The organism is Synechococcus sp. R5-13 (assembly GCF_047462015.1).
Lineage (GTDB): Bacteria > Cyanobacteriota > Cyanobacteriia > Thermostichales > Thermostichaceae > Thermostichus.
The window spans coordinates 19,795-37,802 of sequence record NZ_JANSIL010000075.1; the positions used below are offsets into that span (position 1 = coordinate 19,795).

Sequence of the window (18,008 nt, forward strand, 5' to 3'; positions counted from 1 at the left end):
GTTTTAATCTTCTTCCCTTTTCGCTTGTCTGTCACGGGTCTTTGCAAAGTATGAAGTAATCTTTTGTAAACTTTGTAGAGTTCTCGACATCGTTGAGAACAGTGGGCGAGCAAGCGCGGGATCTCTCGCGGGATCCCTGGAGAAAACTTAAAAGATAGCGGCGATTTCTCAGCCTCATTTCCCCACAGCCGCGAGAATGGCTGCATGCGCAGGAGATGGGGAGATGCGAGCAGAGGGTTGGGAAAGGCGAGTTGGTCGCTGGTTGCCCAAGGCCACCCTTGCCGGAGCCGTGTTGATCCTAGTGGCGATGGGCAGGCCGCTGCGACTGGTGGGCAACGGAGAAAATATGGTGGTGTTCACCTGGGGAGGGGGGGTGAGCCCGATGGCTTTGCAGCCAGGTCTGCATTGGGTGCCGCCTTTTGTCTCTCGCACGGTGATTTTTGATGTAAAAACCCAAGCTCTGACCTGGAAAGACAACGACCCGACCGCCTACGCACCGCGGCTGGTGGCCCTTTCTCAGGATGGGCAGCAGATTGCGGCTGAGGCGACGCTGCAGTTTCGCATTGTGGACGCCCCCAAGGTCTATACGCAACTGGGGGAAAATTACCTGGATCGCATCGCTCCCATTGTTCGGTCGGTCATTCTGAATGAGACCAGCGGCTTTTCTGCCCAGGCTCTGTATTCCACGGAGCGCCCGCTGCTCCAGGGCCAAATCCGCGAACGGGTGGCTCTTCTGCTGAAGGAATACGGCATCGAGGTTTTGGATTTTCTGCTGCGGGATGTGGATTTCGATCCTGATTTTGTAGCGGCCATTGAGGCAAAGACCATTGCCGAAAATCAACTGGCGCAAAAGCAATTTGAGATCGAGCAGGCCCGCCAAGATGCCCGCGCCATCATTTCTCAAGCGGAGGCAGAAGCCGGTCAATTGAGAGCCAAAGCACAGGCCCTCACCCAAAATCCGCAGTACTTAGAGGTGGTGAAAGCTGCGGTACTGGGATCCCGCCTGGAAACTTTGATCACCAAATAGATAACTCAATTAGGAAATCAATCCTTTTGGCTCAGCCCCAGCTTCTTCAGCTCTTCTCACCGACCCTAAAACGGGAGCAGCCGCCATGTATCCAACAGGAGAAGCACCCCACAGCAGAGCCGGTTGGCTAACCGCGGGAGGGATCGCCGTCTTGGCGGCCCTGGGAGTGCTCCGCGCTTGCCTGTACGTCACTTTGCCCGGACATGCCACTGTAGTGTTCAATACCTTTTCCGGGTTGCAGAAGGGGCGGGTGGAACTGCCAGGGGCCATCTTCCGGATCCCAGGGATCGAGACGCCGATCACCTACACCGTGCTCACCCGCGTTTGGGAGTTTACCAACAACCCCGCCTCGGCCAATGCCATCAGCAACGCCATCACCGTGAACACCGCCGATGGGCAAGCCTTTGCCATCGATGTAGCCATTGCCCTCAAGCCCAACCTCGCCACTTTGGACGAGCTGCACGCCAACATCGGCGAGAACTATCTTTCCACGGTGGTGGTGCCGGTGGTGCGCTCCAAAATCCGGGATATCTCCGCCTCTTTCAATTCGGAAGACTTTTACCGGAAAAGCCAGCGGGCTGCCATCGAACAACGAGCGCTGGACTTGATTCGCCAAGAGATGCCCACTGTCAACCGCGATGGCCAAACCCTGCCTCTGGTGCAGGTGGAGGGCCTGTTTCTGGGCAACCCCGATTTCCCACAAGCCTTAAGAGACTCGATTGAACGCAAACAGGTGGCCTCGATTACAGCACAAACGGCGGCAGTGCGGGCGCAGATCCAGGAAAAAGAGACCGAGCGGCTGCTGATCTTGGCGGCGGCCAACCAGCGGGCCATCGAGCTGAAAGGACAAGCGGCAGCAGAAAACGCGCAACTGGCGGATCTGCTGCTCTACGAAAAGCTGCAAGAGCGCATCCAAAACCCGACGGGCTCGCTGCCCCCTTTGCGCATCATCCGCGTCGAGGGCGATGCCACCGTGTTTCTCAATGTGGATCCCCATCAGGCAGCCCTGCAAAGAGGGCAGTAGGTTCAGCAAAGTTGCGGAGTACAGTCTTAAAAACCTGGGTGTAGAGTGTGTCTAGATACGAGGGCTGAGGGATGCCGTTTGAGTTCGTTGACATCCTACCGCCAGGGGTCTGGGCTGGGATCCCTCGTAGAGTTGCGCCGAATCCAACTCAGGGGGAAAGCTCGTACTCGATGCAAGGCTAGGTTTTACCGCCATGAACTCCCGCCTGACTCACACCCCCTTTCCCCGTCTAAACCCGAAGCTGGCGGAGGCGGATCATGTTTTGGTGGTGGACGATCAGGCCAGCAGCCGCCTCTACATCGGTGAGCTGTTGCGGTCGGCCCACTTCCGCGTGAGCGAGGCCACCAACGGCGAAGAGGCTTTGGAGGCTGTGGAGCGGCTTCGGCCAGACTTGGTGCTGTTGGATGTGCTGATGCCGAACATGAGCGGGTTCGATGTCTGCCGGCAACTGAAGGCCAATGAGCTGACCCGCCTGATCCCCGTTGTGCTGATCACTGCCCTGACCGACCGCTCCAATCGCCTGATGGGGATGCAGGTGGGGGCCGACGACATTTTGACCAAGCCCTTCGATCACGTGGAGCTGCTGGCGCGGGTACGCTCATCCATCCACCAAAAGCGCTTGAACGAAGACCTGGATCACGCCGCCAGGGTGTTGTTTGCCATTGCCCGCGCTGTGGAGAGCCGGGATCCCACCACGGGTGACCATTGCGAACGCTTGGTGGCCATGGGGGAACAGTTTGGCCGTTACTTGGGGCTGTCTCGTCAACAGATCAAGGCCCTGCGCTGGGGCGGCTACCTGCACGACATCGGCAAAGTCGGGATCCCGGATGCGATTTTGTGCAAGCAGGGCAAGCATACCCCGGAAGAATGGGAGATCATGAAATCCCATGTGTTGATCGGCGAAGACATTTGTCGGGGCTTGCGCACCATGCAGGATGTGCTGCCGATCATCCGCCACCACCACGAGCGTTGGGATGGCAGCGGCTACCCGGATGGGCTGGCAGGCGAAGAGATCCCTCTGTTGGCCCGCGTCTTTCAGGTGATCGACATCTTCGACGCTCTGATCTCCTCTCGCCCCTACAAACCGGCCCTGACCGCCGAACAGGCCCTGGAAGTGCTGCGGGAGGAAACCCGCAAGGGCTGGCGGGATCCGAACTTGGTGCGCGAGTTTTGTGACTTTATGTTTGTTACGGCCTTTAATCTGCTGGAGGCGGGATAGGGTCTGGAGGGCCGGGCCAGGCTGGACAGGCAGCTTTTGGGGTTTGGGCGGCAACGATTACCCCGGCTACACGGATCCCGGCAGCGGCCAATACCTGCTGGGCGGCTTGCACAGTAGAGCCGGTGGTGTAGATGTCATCCACCAGCAACACCGGTGTGGCCGGAACTTGTTTCAGGGCAAAGGCCCCGGCCAAGTTGTGCTGTCGTTGCAGCGGGTTGAGCTCATGTTGAGCCGCTGTGGCCCGCACCCGCACCAGAGCCTCAGGCCAATGTCTCAGACCTGTCCGCTGGCAAAAGGCTTGGCTGATCAAGGCGGCTTGGTTGTAGCCCCGTTGCCGCAGGCGCTCCGCATGAAGCGGGATGGGCACCACCGTATAGTCCAAGCCATAGGCCCTACGGGAGCCTGAAGACGGCTGTCGGCTTTCCACCCAGCGGGATCCCAGCCATTCTCCCAAAACCGAGCCAATGCGCCGTTGTCCCTCGTACTTCAGGCAGTAGATGGCCCTGCGCAGCGCCCCCCGGTGGATCCCCCAGGCGTAAAGTGGCCAAGGCGAGGTGGTGACTGGCCAAGTGGCAAGGCGCTCCGCCTGCAACCGCCTTTGACAGTCTTGACAGAACACGGCCTTGGCAGGGCGCCGGCAAAGCGGACATGGAGGCACAATCCACCAATCTAACCAGCCCATCGTCTGCTAGGGATCCTTTCTGGTGTGCAGAGTCTCCTAAAAAGCTGAGGCAAGGGGGGAACGAGGCCGAAATTCAGACTCGGCCAGGCTAACAGCCCAGCAGTCCATCCCCAAGTTGACGCTGGGATCCCGCCTTGCTAGGATTCAATATCGCCGGATAATTCAACCGGATAATTCATTTAACATTTAAGCCGTGACCTTCTCTGCCAGCCCATGCCCACCATTCAGCAACTGATCCGTGAGGAGCGCAGCGTTGCCGCTCGCAAGACCAAGTCTCCTGCCCTGAAGGCTTGTCCACAGCGGCGGGGGGTTTGCACCCGAGTGTACACGACAACGCCCAAAAAGCCCAACTCGGCCCTGAGAAAAGTGGCTCGCGTTCGCCTCACTTCCGGCTTTGAGGTCACTGCCTACATTCCTGGCATCGGCCACAACCTGCAGGAGCACTCTGTGGTCATGATTCGCGGTGGGCGGGTTAAGGATTTGCCCGGCGTGCGTTACCACATTATCCGGGGCACCCTCGACGCTGCAGGGGTCAAAGACCGCAAACAAGGCCGCTCCAAATACGGGGCGAAACGGCCCAAGCCGGGCCAAGCTCCAGCCGCCGCTGGCAAGAAAAAATAGCTTTGCCCTCACCCTCAACCCTCCATATCCCACTCGTCATCTTTCTTTCTGCCATCCCCATCTGAACAAGCAACCCAGCTCCTATGTCTCGCCGCAACCGTGCCCCTCGTCGTGATGTGCCCCCGGATCCCAAGTATGGGAGCCGTCTGGTTACCATGCTGATCCGCAAGTTGATGATGAGGGGTAAGGCATCCCTGGCTGCCAGGATCCTCTATGAAGCTCTGGACATTGTGCGGGAGCGCACTGGCCAAGACCCACTGCCCTTGCTGGAAAATGCTGTTCGCAACGCCACCCCACTGGTGGAGGTGAAAGCCCGCCGGGTGGGCGGAGCCACTTATCAGGTGCCTGTGGAGGTGAGAGGAGAACGGGGCACTTCCCTAGCGCTGCGCTGGTTGGTGACCTTTTCGCGCACTCGTCCAGGTCGCACCATGGCCGCCAAGTTGGCCAATGAGCTGATCGATGCAGCCAACGAAACCGGCAGCGCCATTCGACGGCGGGAAGAGGTGCATCGCATGGCCGAGGCCAACAAGGCCTTTGCCCACTACCGCTACTGAACTAGCCTGGCGGAGCAGTGGAGACTTTTGGGATCCCTGTTCTGCCCAGCCCGAGTTCCAGCGAGGTGGAGAAAAATCGGCAAAAAAGATTAGAATTGTAAAGGATTTTTTAGTTTGCCCAAGTCGCAGGGCGACGAGGATTGGGAGGTTGACGTGGCACGCACAGTTCCCCTAGAACGAGTCCGAAACATCGGCATCGCGGCTCACATCGATGCTGGCAAGACCACGACCACAGAGCGGATTCTCTTCTACTCCGGTCTGGTGCACAAAATTGGCGAAGTTCACGACGGAACTGCGGTCACCGATTGGATGGCCCAGGAGCGGGAGCGGGGCATCACCATCACCGCTGCGGCCATCACCACCCGTTGGACTAAGCGGGATCCCGCAAATCCTTCCCAGCCCCTCTCCGGCGCACCGGAGTACACCATCAACATCATCGATACTCCTGGGCACGTCGATTTCACCATTGAAGTTGAGCGCTCCATGCGGGTGCTGGATGGGGTGATCGCCGTCTTTGACTCGGTGGGCGGCGTGCAGCCTCAGTCTGAGACCGTCTGGCGGCAAGCCAATCGTTACAATGTGCCCCGCATTGCCTTCGTCAACAAAATGGATCGCATGGGGGCCAATTTCCTCAAGGTTTACAACCAGATCCGGGAGCGCCTCAAGGCCAATGCTGTGCCCATCCAACTGCCCATCGGTGCCGAAGACGGGTTTTGCGGCATTGTTGACTTGGTGCGGATGCAAGCCCGCATTTATATGGATGAGATCGGCAAAGACATTCGTCCGGCCCCCATCCCTGAGGAGATGAAAGATCTCGTGGCAGAGTATCGGGCCAAGCTGGTGGAAGCAGTGGCCGAGACGGACGAAGCTCTGATGGAAAAGTACTTCGCCGAAGAAGATCTGAGCGAAGCCGACTTGATGGCGGGTCTGCGCAAAGGCACGATCAGCGGCCAAATTGTGCCCATGCTGTGTGGCTCTGCCTTCAAGAACAAGGGAGTCCAGATGCTGCTGGATGCGGTGGTGGATTACCTGCCCTCGCCTGTGGATATTCCGGCCATCAAGGGGGTGCTGCCAGATGGCTCAGAAGTGTCCCGCCGTGCCAGCGACGATGAGCCCTTCTCCGCCCTGGCCTTCAAGTTGATGAGTGATAAGTACGGGGATCTCACCTTTATTCGCGTCTACTCGGGGGTGTTGACCAAAGGTACTTATGTGCTCAACTCCACCAAGAACAAGAAGGAGCGAATTTCGCGGTTGGTGGTGCTGAAGGCCGATGAACGCTTGGACGTGGATGAGCTGCGGGCAGGAGATCTGGGAGCTGTGGTGGGCCTCAAGGACACCACCACCGGAGACACCCTCTGCGACGAAAATGCGCCGGTGATCCTGGAGTCTCTGTTTATCCCAGAGCCGGTGATCTCAGTAGCGGTAGAACCCAAAACCAAAGCCGATATCGATAAGCTCTCCAAGGCCCTGCAGGCCCTGGCCAAGGAGGATCCCACCTTCCGCGTGTCTGTGGATCCCGAGACCAATCAAACCATCATCTCTGGGATGGGCGAGCTGCACCTGGAGATCTTGGTGGATCGGATGCTGCGGGAGTTCAACGTAGAAGCCAATGTTGGTAACCCACAGGTGGCCTACCGCGAAACCATTCGCAAGCCGGTTAGCCGCGTGGAAGGCAAGTTTGTTCGCCAGAGTGGTGGCCGCGGCCAGTACGGCCATGTGGTTATCGACCTAGAGCCGGCGGAGCCGGGTACAGGATTTGAGTTCGTTTCCAAGATTGTGGGTGGCGTTGTGCCCAAAGAATACATTGGGCCAGCCGAGCAAGGGATCCGAGAAGCCTGCGAATCCGGTGTGCTGGCGGGCTATCCCCTGATTGACATCCGCGCCACCCTGGTGGATGGCTCCTACCACGAGGTGGACTCCAGCGAAATGGCCTTCAAGATCGCCGGTTCGATGGCTCTGAAGGAGGCCGCTCGCAGGGCAAGCCCTACCCTGCTGGAGCCGATGATGAAGGTCGAGGTGGAAGTCCCTGAAGCCTTTGTGGGGGATGTCATCGGGGACATCAACGCCCGCCGCGGCCAGATGGAGGGGATGAATACAGAAGGCGGCATTACCAAAGTCAATGCCAAAGTTCCCTTGGCGGAGATGTTTGGCTATGCCACCGACATTCGCTCCAAGACCCAGGGTCGAGGCACCTTCACGATGGAGTTCAGCCACTACGAGGAAGTTCCTCGCAGTATCGCCGAAGCCATCATTGCCAAAAACAAAGGAAATGAGTAGCTGACTGAAACCAAAAAGGAAGTGACGATTCATGGCACGCGCTAAGTTTGAACGCACCAAACCCCATGTCAACGTTGGCACCATCGGCCATGTTGACCACGGCAAGACCACCCTGACGGCTGCCATCACCACCACCTTGGCTGCTTTGGGCCAGGCTACAGCCAAGCGGTACGATGAAATCGACGCAGCGCCAGAGGAAAAAGCTCGCGGCATTACCATCAACACCGCCCACGTCGAGTATCAGACTGCCAACCGTCACTACGCCCACGTGGATTGTCCCGGCCACGCCGACTACGTGAAGAACATGATCACAGGCGCGGCTCAGATGGATGGGGCCATCTTGGTGGTGTCTGCAGCTGATGGTCCCATGCCCCAAACACGGGAGCACATCCTGTTGGCCCGTCAGGTAGGGGTGCCCAGCTTGGTGGTCTTTCTGAACAAGGCAGACATGGTGGACGATCCAGAGCTGCTGGAGTTGGTGGAGCTGGAAGTGCGGGAGCTTCTCTCCAAATACGACTTCCCCGGCGACGACGTTCCCATCATCAGAGGATCGGCGCTGAAAGCCCTAGAAAGAATGACCGCCAACCCCAAAACCCAGCGGGGCGAAGATCCTTGGGTGGACAAAATTTATGAGCTGATGGATGCGGTGGACTCCTACATTCCCACGCCTGAGCGGGATGTGGACAAGCCCTTCCTGATGGCTGTGGAGGATGTCTTCTCGATTACTGGTCGGGGCACGGTGGCCACGGGCCGGATCGAGCGGGGCCGCATCAAAGTGGGCGAAACGGTGGAACTGGTGGGCCTGCGAGAAACTCGCTCTACCACTGTTACTGGCCTGGAAATGTTCCAAAAAACCCTCGATGAGGGGATCGCTGGCGACAACGTTGGTGTGCTGTTGCGGGGCATTCAGAAGAACGAAGTGGAGCGCGGCATGGTGCTGGCCAAGCCCAAGACCATTACTCCTCACACCAGCTTCGAGTCTGAGGTATATGTCCTCAAGAAAGAGGAGGGAGGTCGCCACACGCCCTTCTTTGCCGGCTATCGTCCTCAGTTCTATGTGCGCACCACCGATGTAACCGGCACCATCTCTTCCTTCACGGCTGATGACGGATCCCAGCCAGAGATGGTGATGCCTGGTGACCGCGTTAAGATGACGGTGGAGCTGATCCAGCCCATCGCCATTGAGCAGGGGATGCGCTTTGCTATCCGCGAGGGTGGCCGTACTGTCGGAGCGGGTGTTGTCTCCAAGATCCTGAAGTAAGCTGCTTTTTCCTGGCAGGGATTGAGTGCCGACGGCCCCAGACCAACTCAGTTGCGATAGTGGCGCGGAGCACTTTCCCTGCCAGCTTTTTTGAGTCCCCCTTTTTCTGGATTGCTCTCCGGCCATGCCTACCTTGACTCAACAGAAAATTCGTATCCGCCTGAAGGCTTACGATCATCGGCTGCTGGATACTTCCTGCGACAAAATCGTGGATACGGCTCGTCGTACCGACGCCGTGCCGGTTGGCCCGATTCCTTTGCCTACTCGGCGCCGCATCTACTGTGTGCTGCGCTCCCCCCACACCGACAAGGACTCGCGGGAACATTTTGAAACCCGCACCCACCGGCGCATTATCGACATCTATTCCCCCTCTTCCAAAACCATCGATGCTCTCATGAAGCTGGATCTGCCGGCAGGGGTAGATATCGAGGTGAAGCTGTGATGGATCTGCAGAGATCCCCCGCTTTCGCAGTCATTTCGTAGAGCTTGGATGAGGGCAGCAGCGGGTGACAACATCGGTTGATCCGGTCGATCGCGATAGTGGTGCAGACCCCTCTCAGGGGTTGGCAACTCCAGGAGCGGCCCAATCCCCCATCCCGGTTTTGGTGGTGGGGGCCTTGGGCAAAATGGGGCGAGAGGTGGTGCGAGCCGTTGCCCAGACGCCCGACATGAGGTTGGTGGGGGCGGTGGCCCGCTCTCAACTGGGCTCGGATATTGGCGAGGTGCTGGGCCTGGGATCCCTGGGGGTGGAGATTACCGACGACCTGCCGGGGCAGTTGCTGAGGTTGTCGCAGCGCAGCAGCCGCGGCGTAATGGTGGACTTTACCCATCCTCGGTCGGCCTTTGAACATGTTCGCTCGGCCATTGCCTTTGGCGTGCGTCCGGTGGTGGGGACGACGGGCCTGACGCCGGAGCAGGTGGAGCGGCTGCGGGATCTGGCGGATAAGTCCGGTGTGGGCTGTTTGATCGCGCCCAATTTCGCCATCGGCATGATTTTGCTGCAGCAGATGGCCCTGCAGGCGGCGCAGTATTTTGACCACGTTGAGATCATCGAGCTGCACCACAACCGCAAAGCGGATGCCCCCAGCGGCACGGCTCTACAGACGGCCCAACGGCTGGGACAATTGGGCAAAACCTTTAACCCGCCCGTTCGCGACAGCAGGACGGAGTCCTCAGTGGAAGAAAAAGAGCTGATCCCCGGTGCGCGGGGAGGGCTCTCTGGCCCCAACATTCCCATTCACAGCGTTCGTCTGCCGGGGTTGATCGCCCATCAGGAGGTCATTTTTGGTGGGATGGGGCAAACCCTCACCTTGAGACACGACACCACCGATCGGATAGCTTTTATGCCGGGGGTGATCCTGGGGATCCGCAAGGTGCTGCAGCTTCAAGGTTTGGTCTACGGGCTGGAGCAGGTCTTGAGCTAGTGGGTCAGGGGAGGGATCCCGGCCTCATCCAGGATGCGGGGGATGAGGTGCTCGGCTTTGACGGCCATCAGATGCACCCCGTGGCAGATTTGGCGGGCCTGCCGCACCTGTTCGGCGGCAATGCGGATCCCTTCTTCGAGGGGGTGGGCGGCGTTGGCCAGCCGCTGGATAATCTCGTCTGGGATCTTCACTCCTGGCAGGTTGCGGTTGATAAACTCGGCATTTTTGGCCGACTTGAGCAAAAAGATGCCGGCCAAAATGGGCTTGCCGGCGGGACGGCCCAACTTATCCATGAAGCGCTCCAGTTGCTCAAAGTCGGTGACCATCTGGCTTTGGAAAAATTGGGCTCCGTTTTCCAGCTTGCGGTGGAAGCGCCGCTCCAGGCCGGAAAAGCTGCCCGATTGGGGTTCTACCGCTGCCCCTGCCAACAGATGCGTGCCCCCATCCGGGAGAGGTTTGCCATTGCAATCTAGGCCGTTGTTCAGCCGTTGGATAAGCTGCAGCAAGCGCACCGACTCCAGATCGAATACGGGGCGGGCATCGGGGCAATCGCCGATGTGGATGGGATCCCCGGTGAGGGCCAACACATTGCGCAGGCCGAGAGCTGAGGCCCCCAACAGATCCCCCTGGAGGGCCAGGCGGTTGCGATCCCGACAGGCCAACTGCAGGATCGGTTCAACGCCTGCCTGATGCAACAGCAGCGAAGCTGCCAACGGGCTCATGCGGGCCATGGCTCGGTTGGAGTCCGTAATGTTGATGGCATGCACCCGCCCCTTGAGCTGCTGGGCCAAAGACAGCAGGGTGCTGGTGTCGGATCCCTTGGGGGGGGTGATCTCGGCGGTGAGCAGAAATTCCCCCCGCTGGATGGCCTGGGCGAAGCGGGACAGGGGAGGTGATGAGGGGATCAGGGCCACAATTCCTGAAGGAAAGGTAAAACGGCTGGCTTATTATCGACTTTTCCGGGAGGTTTTTCCAGACAGGTCGTCCTTTCTCAAGGCTTGGGCGAGGGAAGGGGGCTGGGCGGGGGCTGCACCCGCATTTCCCCCAGCCATATCTGGGGATCCCCCTGTTGCAGATGCTGCCGCCAATCTTGTGCGGCTGCAGGAGGGATCCCGTCCGGGCTTAAAGTCCAGCTCCAGCCGATCACCTGAGGCCAGCGCTGCGCCTCCAGACCTTCCAGCAGCGGTTGAGAGGTTGCTGAGCCCGGAGCCGGCCCGCGGATCACCACAGGCACTTCCGGGTTGAGGGCCTCAAGGCGGCGGTACAGCGGTTCAAAAGCGGCGGGATCCCCCGTTACCTGTAGGCTCAGCCAGTCCATCCCAGGGAAGTTAGCCCAGGCGGACACGGCCTCTGCATCTTCTCCGTCCAGCTCCACCACCCAGAGCAAATTGGCCGAGGACTCCGTCCCGCTAACGCGAACAGAGCGCAGGGTTTGCATCAGGTGTTGGTAGGCCCGTTGTTGCAGCGAGGACTCCGTCCCACCAAAGGGCTCCCCACCGCTACCGCGAGCGCGTTCGGGATCCCCGTCGCCAACGACGACGGCCAGGATGATGGGGGTGGCAAAGCGCTGGATCCCGCGGGCCCAAGAGCGCAAGGTCTCATCGTGATCCCCATTGGCCAAGGCAGAAAGTTGGGCTGGATCTAGCCGCAGGCGCAGGTAGGGGACTGAGCCGCTTTCCCGCAGGCGACTGGCCAACTGCTGTGGAAAGTCCTGGCGGGGATCCCAGAGGTGATCCACGGCTGCCCAGGCGGGGGGTTGACCAATGGCCTGGCGGTAGGACAAGAGCTGATCCCAAGTGGGAATGCCCGGCCAAGCAGCCCCGTGATATAGCCGGCCCGGAGGCGGCGGCAGCGGCCTACCCCGTTGAAAGGGGGCGGAATCGGGTGGGATTGGCGAGGTGAGAACAACCTCCAGCCGCAGCGGCGGCAAGACCTCACCGGCAGGGGGATGCGGCAGGGAGAAAGGGAGGATCCAACTGCGCTCCTGGAACTGGCCTCGGATGATCTGCTGAGGGTGAAAGTCCTGGGGAGGTGGCAGCGGTTCCAGCGGGTCTTCCCCCCAGAAAGCCCGTTGGATTACCAAGCGCACCCCTGCGCCGGGGTGGATCAGAGGCGTGGTGGTATCCAGGTGAAAGCTACCCCTGAGGCGGGTGGACGTCTCGTTGGGCTCAACCCGGAAGGAGAAGGTGAGCTGGTCAGATCGGTAGGTGCCTGGAGCGGGGGAAGCAGTGGGGGGCGGGGATCCCGGCAGGCTTTCGCAGTCGGTGCAGGGAAAAATGGCCTGCGGATGGAGAGAGACAGAAGCCTCGCGGGCAGATTGCAATTGCTGGGGGCTGATGACAAAGCTGGCCCAAAGATGCTTCAGACGGGGATCCCGACCGGGCGAGATATCGGAGAAGGTTCGGCCCTCAGGAGTGGCCGTGCGGGTGCCGGCAGCCGTGCCGTCCAGAGGCACCGTGGAAACTGGGTCGCCAGCACAGCCCCCCAAAAAAACGACCGACAAGATCAGGGGCAGCGCCCAGCAGATTAAGGGTTTGAGTTTGCAGTTGGATGGCTGCCTCTGGGATTCCTGGATCATGGCTTCACCTCAATACACCACTCCCACGCCACCGCTTTTGGCCCGCAGAGGGTTTTCCCGCTCACCGCTAGAGGGATCTTCCCCCAAAGGCCGGCTCCCCAGGTCTGATCCCGATCACACCCTTGGCCGCAGCGGAGCCGGCACTGTCCGGACCAAATGCAAGCCATGAAACGCCGGCCTACCCCTGTGGCACTGCCGCCGCTTCCGGGTAGATGACCAACATCCCCTCGTAGAGGATTTGGCCGGGCTGCACCTCCAGGCGGTCAATGCGCACGCCCGGATCCAACTGAATGGGGAAATCGGCCAGGCCGGGGATGGGGATCTCTTGGCCTTCGCTCACCCAGAGGGGATTGACCAGCCGCAACCGGTTGGGACCTTGGGCTTCTAGGCCGGTCAGCACCGTCACCGGCGCTTCCACCCCTTCGGGAGTGGTTAAGTTGGCCTGGATGCGCAGCCGACCCTGTTCCAGCGTGACCTGAGGCTGGCGGATAAGAAAAGGCACCACTTGGCCCCCAACAGGCAACTGCACCTGGGCCTGAGCCAGTTGGGCTTGGATGAGGGGAGCCTGGAGGGTGCGGTTCAGGTCTTCCTCGGTAAGGCGCAAGCTCACCTGCACCGGCACAGGGGCCAATAGCCGCAGTGGGCTCCGTCCTTGGATGGCTTCGCCCACATTGAGGCGAATATCCTGGCCCTGCAGCCGCAGATGACTGATCTGAAAGCCTTGATAGCTGAGGTTGTCTCCCGACACCTGGGCTTGAGGGATCTGCCCATTCAAAATCTGGGCGTCAGAGCCGACAATTTGCACTTGCAGGTTATCGACCCTCTGCACCTCAGAACGGATCCAAGCCGCCACCAAAGGGCTGAGAAGGGATCCGGCAATTTGGGCAAATCCGGGCCAAGGCCAAAACATGGTGGGTAGGCTGAGCAGCAATGCAAACCCTAGCCGCTGCCCCGCTTGCGAGAGCCGTTGGCGGCGACAGGCTGCCGATTGGGCTTCGAGAGGAGACGGATCTGGAGCAGGCCGATGGCAAGACGTGAGCAGCACTGGATACCTCAGGAGCAACGACAAGCGATGGTTTCCACCCGAACTACGACCAGACTAGGGCAGGACTTCTCCGCCGAACAGAGGGATCCCCCGCACACTTGGAGAGGCTATCCATCCGTCAACTGCCACCAAAGATACCCCAGCCGCAGGTAGTGAAGCCGTAGCCAGGGCAAAGGGAAAGAGCGGGGCGGCTGGCGAAACAGAGCGCTCATCTGGGAAGGGATCCCGGCGATCTCCTGGGCCAGCATTTTGCCCGCCCACACCGCCGTGGCTACACCGCTGCCGTGATAGGCCAGGCCATACCATAGGCTGGGATCCGCCGGCGAAGGGCCAATATGGGGGTGAAACTGTCGAGAAAGGCAGACCAGTCCATTCCAGGCGTACTCGATCTCCACCCCTTCCCAAGCAGGGAAAAGACGATAGAGCTGTCGAGTCATCCAAGTGCGCAACTGCTGTCGCTCCGTCGGGGTATCGCGGGTGCCACCCCGCCCCCCAAACAGCAAACGCCCATCCGGCAGTAGGCGGTAATAAAACAGCAGCCGCCGCATGTCGTAGAGTGGCGTCGGATTCCACCACCCTTGCGCTTTCTGCTCCTGAGGCGTCAGAGGTCGGGTGACCAGGATGTTGGACAGTGCCGGCAACAGGGATCCCGCCAGTTGGGGATACAGGGCCTCTGGGGTGTAGCCATTGGTGGCGATGACCAAGTGCCGAGCGCGCACCGTTCCTCCCGGCGTGTGGCAGCAGTGGTGGGATCCCACCTTTTCCCAGGCCGTGACCGGACTGCCGCTGTACAGCTTCGCCCCCCACCGGTGGGCCGCTTGGGCCAGTCCTTGGGTGAGCTTGAGGGGGTTGAGGCCAAACCCCACCCCGATGTGCAAAGCGCCGTGGTTCTCTTGGCTGTTGAAGCCGCGTTCCCGCAGCTCTTTGGGGTTGAGGAGCTGGGCCGGGTAGCCCGCCACCTGAGTACAGATCTGGTACTCGGCCTCTAACTCCGACCATGCCTGTGGACGATGGGCCACTGCGTAGCAGCCCTGTCCCTGAGCCTCTAGGGAGAAGCCCTCGCTGGCCGCCAGCTCCTGAACGGTTTCCACTGCCTGCCATTGATCCCGGTAGTAGCGCTCCGTCTCCGCCAGCCCCACCCGCCGCACCATCTGGGTGTGGGTAAGGTGGCTCGACCCCACCCCGCAAAAGCCACCGTTGCGTCCCGAGGCCCCCCAACCCAGGGATCCCGCCTCCAGCAGACAAGCATGGATGCCGTGGTCGCGGGCCAGGTGCAAGGCCGTCGATAGCCCCGTCAATCCTCCCCCCACAATGACCACCTCCGCGCCCACCTGCGCTTGCAAAGGTGCCGGATGCCGCCAACCGGGATCTGCTATCGTGCTGTCCCAGTAGCTGCCGACCGGGCAGGCAGGATCGTAGGTGCTGGCAGGATAAAGGCCCTTTCTCATACGAGCAATGGGAAGAACATCTTGCTGGGCAACGCCGAAGTGCTCGGTACCGCTGAGGCGACCGGTCGAAGAACAATTTTTGAAGGGGATCCCCTCACTCCTGGGCAACGCTGTCGCAACCGGCAGCAGCGGCCTCCATATCGGCAGGGGTATTGCAGTCCAGGAAGATCTCAGGAGTGTAGAGCTCCACCTCCTGTACCCGCCTGCCCAGATCCTGCAACAACCGGCGCAGGCCCAGGGTTTCTTCTCGGAGATCCAACAGCTTTTCCCGCAAGCGCCTGTCGATCAGGGTAGGGTGCCCCCGTCGCCCTCGATGCACCGGCACAGTAGCCCAAGCGCGATGGCGCAGATGGTACTCCAGCAAGCTGTGGTAGATCCACGCCGGGCGAGGCTGATCCACCGCCGAAATGGCCAGCACCTGAAAATCGGCAGGGATCCCTTCCACCCCTACCCGAATGGAGTGGGTCTTGCCCAGCTCAGGAGCCGGATTGACCAGCACCTCTGCCCCTGCCAAGTGGGGTTGGGCTGCCGCCAAATGCTGGGATCCCAGCACCACCCAGGGTTGAAACCCCGCCTGTCGCCACTGAAAAATCTGGTAAGAGAGCAGGGTTTGCCCGTCTTTCCAGGGCAGAAAGGCTTTCGGCTCTCCCATCCGCGTGGAAAACCCAGCCGCCAAGATCAGCGCATGCAGCTTCGGCTCATTTGCCAAGGAGCTTCACCAGCAGAATGCCAAACAAATATAGAAACGTCACAGCCCCGGCCAAAAGGCTCTGGGTGAGGGGATCCGTCGAAGGGGTGAGAATGGCCCCCGCCACCACCGCGCCCAGAACCACGTAGCGCCAGCCCTTGAACATCTGCTCGGCAGTCACCAGACCCAATCCTCCCAGCAGCGCCTGCAAAATCGGCACCTGAAAGGCCAGGCCGGTGCTGAACAGCAGCAGCAGCACAAACTCAAAGTAGCGGTCGATGGACCAAGCCTGATCCACCACCCCTTCGCCGTAGCGGATGAAAAAGTTAAGCGCCGCCGGAATGAGGAGATAGTAGGCAAAGACCAAGCCGGCCACAAAGAGAAGGCTGGATCCCAGCACCACCGGCCCCAGCAGCTTGCGCTCCTTCACGCTCAGCCCCGGCAAGACGAAGCGGGCAATTTGGTAGAGCAAAAAGGGTGTGGCCAGCAATAACCCCGAGTAGGCCGCCACCTTCACAGAAACGAAAAAATACTCCCCCGGCGCCAGTTGCAAAAAGGTAACCCCCTGCGCGGGCACCTCCAGCAGGGCGACAATGCGGTTCACCACGGCAAAGCAAGCGATGATGCAGATCACCACCGCGATCACGCTGGCCAACAGGCGGCTGCGCAGCTCTTCCAAGTGCTCCATCAAGGTCATTTCGACCTCGTAGGGAAACTCCGGATCCCGCACCCGACCAGGCTCAGGGGCCGCCGCGGCTTGCTCCGGGGATTCGGTCTCAGAGGCAAGGGTCATGGGCCAAGGTGTAACGAGACGTTCCCCGCTATCTTAGCGCTGCCCCCTCTCCAGGGAAAAGCACTTGTCGAGCCGCTATAGGGGGATGTAGCCCTGGCCTGTTAAGGGGATCTTGGGGCCTGAGCAGAGGGGACGGGGAAGGGGAGTGGCTGCAATTTCTAGCGCTTGCCCAAGCCCAGCGCCTTTTCCACCTGCTGGGCGGCATAGGCCATGGCAAAACAGCAGATAAAGTAGATCAGGCCGATAAAAAACAGCACTTCCCGCTGGGTGCCCAGCCAGTTGGGGTTGGTGAACACCACGCGCCCCGCCTGCAGCAGGTCGATGAGGCCGACAATGAACACCAGCGACGTGTCTTTGAAGAGAGTGAGGAACTCGTTCACCAGCGCCGGAACGGCTGCCCGCAGTGCCTGGGGCAAAATCACCAAAGCGGTCACTTGAAAGGGGTTCAAGCCCAGCGCCCGTGCCGCCTCCAGCTGGCCCAGCGGGATCGACTGCAGGCCGCCCCGCACGTCCTCGGCCACGTACACGGCTGTAAACAAGATGAAGGCCACCTCCGCCCTGATGATCAGGTTGACGCTGATCCCCCCCAGAAAGAAGGGCACCAACAGCCAGGCGGCAAACAGAATGGTGGTCAGAGGCACCCCCCGCACCAGCTCGATCACCAGCGTGCAGAAGATCCGGATTACCGGCAACGCCCGATTGGCCCGGCCCAACGCCAGCAACACCCCAATGGGGAAGCCGATGATCATGGCGGCTGCCGCCAAGATCAAGGTCAGCAGCAGTCCAGACAGTTGCTCGGTTCGCACTGCCGGCCAATTGGGGCCCAGGTTGCCCAGCAGCAGCTCCAGACAGAGGGGCAAGATCAAGGCCCAAACCCAGATGGAAGCCAGCCGCCAGGATTCCCGTCCGCGACTGAGGGCAATAGCGGCAAAAGTCGCTCCAGAGCAAACCGCCAGCCACCCCTGCGACTGGGTTCCCAAAGGCAGGAACGCGGCCAAGCCCATAGCAGCTCCCAAGAGAATGAGGTAGTGCAGCAGCACACCGCCCCAAGCCCCCCCCGCTACCCCCAAGGTGGCCAGCACAATTCCCAACACCGCCCACACCCGCCACAGTTGGCTGCTGGGGTAGGTGCCGCTGGCAAAGATTTTCAGGTTGGCCGGGATCACCTCCCAGCGGGCTTGGGTGAACGCCCAGTTCCAGAACAGGGAAATTGCCCAGGCCAACACCAAGGCAGAGACCAAGGTGAGCAAGGTGCTCAGCCAGGAGTCGAACAGGTTGCGGCGCACCCAAGCCAGAGGACTTTGTTTCTCCCTGGGGGGGAGTACCTTTTCTTCTACAAGGGGAGAGGAGAGACTGCTGGGCATGGG

The 18,008-nt window shown here is 60.4% G+C and carries 17 protein-coding genes; 9 read left to right on the top strand and 8 right to left on the bottom strand.

Going from position 1 to position 18,008, the window contains the following annotated elements:
• Positions 1 to 223 precede the first annotated feature (223 nt).
• The 3 genes from NW840_RS06180 (at position 224) to NW840_RS06190 (ending at position 3,270) form a co-directional block, all read left to right on the top strand.
• Positions 224 to 1,027 (top strand): prohibitin family protein, encoded by an 804-nt coding sequence (locus NW840_RS06180; protein ID WP_414343102.1) that lies wholly within the window; start codon positions 224 to 226, stop codon positions 1,025 to 1,027.
• Positions 1,028 to 1,112: 85 nt separating this feature from the next.
• A complete protein-coding gene (locus NW840_RS06185) occupies positions 1,113 to 2,051 on the top strand; it encodes a prohibitin family protein (protein WP_414343104.1) in 939 nt (312 codons plus the stop codon).
• Between the two features lie 193 nt (positions 2,052 to 2,244).
• On the top strand, positions 2,245 to 3,270 hold the full coding sequence (locus NW840_RS06190; RefSeq protein ID WP_414343106.1) for an HD-GYP domain-containing protein: 1,026 nt from the start codon (positions 2,245 to 2,247) through the stop codon (positions 3,268 to 3,270).
• Here NW840_RS06190 and NW840_RS06195 read toward each other — a convergent pair.
• Entirely contained in the window at positions 3,248 to 3,952 is a 705-nt protein-coding gene (locus NW840_RS06195) for a ComF family protein (RefSeq protein ID WP_414343109.1), read from the bottom strand. The two genes, NW840_RS06190 and NW840_RS06195, sit on opposite strands and share 23 nt — an antisense overlap.
• 213 nt (positions 3,953 to 4,165) lie before the next feature.
• On the opposite strand from NW840_RS06195, the gene rpsL reads away from it, so the two are divergent.
• The 6 genes from rpsL to dapB all read left to right on the top strand — a co-directional run bounded on the left by rpsL (position 4,166) and on the right by dapB (position 10,089).
• A complete protein-coding gene (gene rpsL, locus NW840_RS06200; protein ID WP_011432553.1) occupies positions 4,166 to 4,573 on the top strand; it encodes a 30S ribosomal protein S12 in 408 nt (135 codons plus the stop codon).
• Between the two features lie 83 nt (positions 4,574 to 4,656).
• The gene (gene rpsG, locus NW840_RS06205; protein WP_011432554.1) at positions 4,657 to 5,127 is read left to right on the top strand and encodes a 30S ribosomal protein S7; all 471 of its coding nucleotides are present in this window, start codon (positions 4,657 to 4,659) and stop codon (positions 5,125 to 5,127) included.
• Positions 5,128 to 5,280: 153 nt separating this feature from the next.
• Entirely contained in the window at positions 5,281 to 7,404 is a 2,124-nt protein-coding gene (gene fusA / locus NW840_RS06210; protein WP_011432555.1) for an elongation factor G, read from the top strand.
• 31 nt (positions 7,405 to 7,435) lie between these two features.
• A complete protein-coding gene (gene tuf, locus NW840_RS06215) occupies positions 7,436 to 8,665 on the top strand; it encodes an elongation factor Tu (RefSeq protein ID WP_414343112.1) in 1,230 nt (409 codons plus the stop codon).
• A gap of 124 nt (positions 8,666 to 8,789) precedes the next feature.
• Complete coding sequence (gene rpsJ, locus NW840_RS06220) at positions 8,790 to 9,107, top strand: 30S ribosomal protein S10 (protein WP_414328725.1); 318 nt, start codon at positions 8,790 to 8,792, stop codon at positions 9,105 to 9,107.
• 121 nt (positions 9,108 to 9,228) lie between these two features.
• Positions 9,229 to 10,089, top strand: coding sequence for a 4-hydroxy-tetrahydrodipicolinate reductase (gene dapB / locus NW840_RS06225; protein WP_414343169.1), 861 nt, complete (start codon positions 9,229 to 9,231; stop codon positions 10,087 to 10,089).
• Here the strand turns inward: dapB and NW840_RS06230 are convergent.
• The 7 genes from NW840_RS06230 to NW840_RS06260 all read right to left on the bottom strand — a co-directional run bounded on the left by NW840_RS06230 (position 10,086) and on the right by NW840_RS06260 (position 18,005).
• Positions 10,086 to 11,003, bottom strand: a complete 918-nt coding sequence (locus NW840_RS06230; RefSeq protein ID WP_414343114.1) for a methylenetetrahydrofolate reductase — start codon at positions 11,001 to 11,003, stop codon at positions 10,086 to 10,088. The two genes, dapB and NW840_RS06230, sit on opposite strands and share 4 nt — an antisense overlap.
• 77 nt (positions 11,004 to 11,080) lie before the next feature.
• Entirely contained in the window at positions 11,081 to 12,592 is a 1,512-nt protein-coding gene (locus NW840_RS06235; RefSeq protein WP_414343115.1) for a hypothetical protein, read from the bottom strand.
• 253 nt (positions 12,593 to 12,845) lie between these two features.
• On the bottom strand, positions 12,846 to 13,712 hold the full coding sequence (locus tag NW840_RS06240) for a DUF2993 domain-containing protein (protein WP_414343118.1): 867 nt from the start codon (positions 13,710 to 13,712) through the stop codon (positions 12,846 to 12,848).
• A 107-nt stretch (positions 13,713 to 13,819) separates the two neighbouring features.
• Positions 13,820 to 15,268: an NAD(P)/FAD-dependent oxidoreductase gene (locus tag NW840_RS06245; protein WP_414343120.1), complete on the bottom strand. Its 1,449-nt coding sequence runs from the start codon at positions 15,266 to 15,268 to the stop codon at positions 13,820 to 13,822.
• Positions 15,255 to 15,869: a nucleotidyltransferase family protein gene (locus NW840_RS06250; protein ID WP_414343123.1), complete on the bottom strand. Its 615-nt coding sequence runs from the start codon at positions 15,867 to 15,869 to the stop codon at positions 15,255 to 15,257. Before NW840_RS06250 ends, NW840_RS06245 begins: the two co-directional genes overlap by 14 nt.
• On the bottom strand, positions 15,859 to 16,545 hold the full coding sequence (gene tatC, locus NW840_RS06255; protein WP_414343170.1) for a twin-arginine translocase subunit TatC: 687 nt from the start codon (positions 16,543 to 16,545) through the stop codon (positions 15,859 to 15,861). Before tatC ends, NW840_RS06250 begins: the two co-directional genes overlap by 11 nt.
• A 254-nt stretch (positions 16,546 to 16,799) precedes the next feature.
• Positions 16,800 to 18,005, bottom strand: a complete 1,206-nt coding sequence (locus NW840_RS06260; protein ID WP_414329619.1) for an amino acid ABC transporter permease — start codon at positions 18,003 to 18,005, stop codon at positions 16,800 to 16,802.
• Positions 18,006 to 18,008: the final 3 nt, after the last annotated feature.

What these genes read in the sequence shown, in the direction of transcription:
- NW840_RS06190 (WP_414343106.1), top strand. Translation starts at nt 2,245, where the DNA reads ATGAACTCCCGCCTGACTCACACCCCCTTTCCCCGTCTAAACCCGAAG.
- NW840_RS06260 (WP_414329619.1), bottom strand. Translation starts at nt 18,005, where the DNA reads ATGCCCAGCAGTCTCTCCTCTCCCCTTGTAGAAGAAAAGGTACTCCCC.
- tatC (WP_414343170.1), bottom strand. Translation starts at nt 16,545, where the DNA reads ATGACCTTGATGGAGCACTTGGAAGAGCTGCGCAGCCGCCTGTTGGCC.
- NW840_RS06185 (WP_414343104.1), top strand. Translation starts at nt 1,113, where the DNA reads ATGTATCCAACAGGAGAAGCACCCCACAGCAGAGCCGGTTGGCTAACC.
- rpsJ (WP_414328725.1), top strand. Translation starts at nt 8,790, where the DNA reads ATGCCTACCTTGACTCAACAGAAAATTCGTATCCGCCTGAAGGCTTAC.
- NW840_RS06180 (WP_414343102.1), top strand. Translation starts at nt 224, where the DNA reads ATGCGAGCAGAGGGTTGGGAAAGGCGAGTTGGTCGCTGGTTGCCCAAG.
- rpsL (WP_011432553.1), top strand. Translation starts at nt 4,166, where the DNA reads ATGCCCACCATTCAGCAACTGATCCGTGAGGAGCGCAGCGTTGCCGCT.
- rpsG (WP_011432554.1), top strand. Translation starts at nt 4,657, where the DNA reads ATGTCTCGCCGCAACCGTGCCCCTCGTCGTGATGTGCCCCCGGATCCC.
- tuf (WP_414343112.1), top strand. Translation starts at nt 7,436, where the DNA reads ATGGCACGCGCTAAGTTTGAACGCACCAAACCCCATGTCAACGTTGGC.
- NW840_RS06195 (WP_414343109.1), bottom strand. Translation starts at nt 3,952, where the DNA reads ATGGGCTGGTTAGATTGGTGGATTGTGCCTCCATGTCCGCTTTGCCGG.